The organism is Candidatus Omnitrophota bacterium (genome assembly GCA_030695905.1).
Classification (GTDB): Bacteria; Omnitrophota; Gorgyraeia; order 2-01-FULL-45-10; family 2-01-FULL-45-10; genus CAZHPY01.
Genome location: JAUYOL010000012.1, coordinates 1 through 2,269, shown reverse-complemented (window position 1 = coordinate 2,269; position 2,269 = coordinate 1). Strand labels below are relative to the sequence as shown.

The window sequence follows — 2,269 nt, the reverse complement described above, 5'->3', positions numbered from 1 at the left end:
GAGAGAGCTGCGTATGGTGCCGTTAACGGTCCAGTTGTATGTGTTATTGCCTGCCACGGCGGTCTCATTTAAGGCTATGTTGACCCAGCCTGAGCCGTTATTGGTGGAGTACCTTATATTGACAGGGGTAACCGTGCCTGTTGAGTTCCACTTTATCTGTTTTTCTTCGCCGACGAACCAGGTGACGTTGGTGTTGGGCTCTATGATGGTGACGCCGCCCTTTATCTTGAAGGCGTTATCCGAGGTGTCGGTAACGTCTATGGAGGCGTTATTCTCTTTGGTTAAGACCTTGACCTTGGCCTTTGAGGTTATGTCGTCAGGGATGGTCCAGTTATATATTACGGTCTGGTTGTCTGCCCCTGCCGAGGTGTTATTTATGCCGAGCCATACAGGGCTTGTGGAGTCATTGCAGTATTGGAGCTCTATCTGCTGTGAGTAGGTTCCTATGGTCTTCCACTGTATCTGTTGAGTGGAGCCGTTTACCCAGGATTCCGTGCCGTTGGGCTGGAGGACGAAGATACTCCCTTTTATGGCGAAGGTGTTATTTGAGGTGTCGTTGACACCTGAGTCATTCATATCCTCGACCTTCACCGACAGGTTATAGCCGATCGCGTCAGGGATAGGCCATACATAAGGCGAGCCTGTCGTATTATTTATAGTGTATGGCCAGCTCGAGCCGTTATTGGTGGAGTATTTTAGCCTCACCCCCGGTATGCCGCCGTAGGTAAGCCATGTGATGTTGTGGGTGGAGGTACCGTTATATGTCAGGACGAGCCCTGAGTCTGATGGGTCGGTGAGGTTTAAAGTTCCTTTTATCTTGAATAGGCCGCTTGATACGTTGAAGGTCTGGTTATTGGCGGTGTGGGTTATGTTTATCTTACCCTCTACCGTGGTGGTCTCATTTAAAGGAATAGTCCATATATAAGGCATGCTGTTCGCGGGTACGCTGGTATTTACCGTCTTCCAGTCGCCGCCGCCATTCCAGGAGTACTCTATCTTGACATACTGGATATTCCCCTGCCTCGTCCAGTTTATAGTCATATTATCGCCGACCTGTTTGGTTACGGTAGCGTTAGGCTCGGTGGTTATTATCTTACCTCTTATGGTGAACGGAGGCAATGACATGTTCGAGCCGTTTATGTGGCCTGGATCCCTTACCCTGACTCTGCAGGTGGTAGAGAGCGTATCGCCCGGAATTGATGACCAGTAGTATGTCCCTGTATTGTCGACTGTGGCGTTGGGATTAGACGCGTTGTCGATATTGGTCCAATTGATATACTGGGCCTCTGTGGAGTATTCGAGTATAATATAGTTGACGCCTGTTGAATTATAGTCCCATGTGATGTTGACAGGGTCGCCTGCGAGCGCCACGTAGTAGTTCTCAGGGTTTGTGACGTCGAATCTGGCCAGAATTGAAAAGTTATTGGTTGAGATGTCATTTACCACTGTGGGGTTGGTAGCATCCTCTATCTTTATCTTAGCTAAGTTCGAGATGACTGTATCATTGTCTATGGTCCATGGGTATGGCTTCTGTGAAGAGTTATAGTCAGTAGCTATATCTTGCCAGCTTCCGCCGCCGATGGTGGAGTAACTTATGTTTATGAAAGGCGTCTGGTCCTGGCTCCAATCTACATTCTTGGTACTGCCGACAGTCCAATTCTCATAGCCATTGGGTGCTGACAGCTCGAGCCTTCCTACTATATTAAAGACCGAAGACGTGTCTGTTACATTATCGTCATCCGCATCCGTTACTTTGATCATCGCGAGATTATCGCACAACAAGCTCGGCACCTTCCACGTGTAATTGCCGGTCGCTCCCGTAGGAACATTAGTCGCATTGACGTAGGTGTCATTATATACCCAGTTCCATGGTCCGGTGGGGCCATTGGCGGAATATTGTATCTTGACAGCGCTTATGGTGGAACCGGTGCACGACCAGTTTATGGTCGTGTTATAGGTATTGGCTATCACATTTTGGCCGCTCGCCGGGCTCGTTACATTTATCTGCGGATACACATTGAACGTGACATTGGATGTGTCGAATACCTCGCTCTCAAAGGCAGGCCTTGCGTCCGAAACATTTATCAGGCATTCGGGGCTTCGTATGGTTTCGTTCACGGTCCAGTTGTATGTATTGGCGCCCGCTGTGGCAGTCTCATTTAAGGCTATGTCGGTCCAGCCACCTGTCCCGTTACTTGTGGAATAGCGTATATTGACAGGGGTAACAGTGCCTGTCGAGTTCCACTTTATCTGTTTTACTTCGCCTACA

Annotated in this window: 1 protein-coding gene; it reads right to left on the bottom strand. The window is 48.9% G+C overall.

The annotated features are described in order from the left end of the window. Positions 1 to 2,269 (bottom strand): hypothetical protein (locus tag Q8R38_02365; protein MDP3790868.1); only part of this gene is annotated, 2,269 nt, incomplete at both ends.